This is a genomic window from Paraburkholderia sp. SIMBA_053, from assembly GCF_046534895.1.
Taxonomy (GTDB): domain Bacteria; phylum Pseudomonadota; class Gammaproteobacteria; order Burkholderiales; family Burkholderiaceae; genus Paraburkholderia; species Paraburkholderia caledonica.
On sequence record NZ_JAWRXU010000311.1, the window covers coordinates 1 to 330 of the forward strand.

Genomic DNA, 330 nt, shown 5'->3' on the forward strand with positions numbered 1-330 from the left:
TGAGCTTCGCGCCCATTGCGCCGGAGAATGCTACGGGTAACTTCACGAAGGTCGTTCAGCGTGTGCCTGTCAAGATCAGCATCGACCCGGGGCAACAGGCTGCATCTGCATTGAGCGTGGGCCTCTCTGTCGAAACGGAAGTCGATGTCGGCAAGCCTGCTGAAGTGTCGATCAGCGGAGCGGACCCAAAATGAACGCGAATCTGTGTTCAATCCGTACACCGGTGCTCGCGACGCTGCTTGGCATGTTGCTCAGTGCATGTCTGGTGGGCCCCAATTTCGAACGCCCGCAGACCGCTGTGCCCGATGTATTCAGTCGCACGCAATCCGC

Annotated in this window: 1 pseudogene; it reads left to right on the forward strand. The window is 58.8% G+C overall.

Features of this window, described 5'->3' with window-relative positions:
* Positions 1-194 (forward strand): annotated as a pseudogene (locus SB753_RS35775) (HlyD family secretion protein); the annotation flags it as partial.
* Positions 195-330 lie beyond the last annotated feature (136 nt).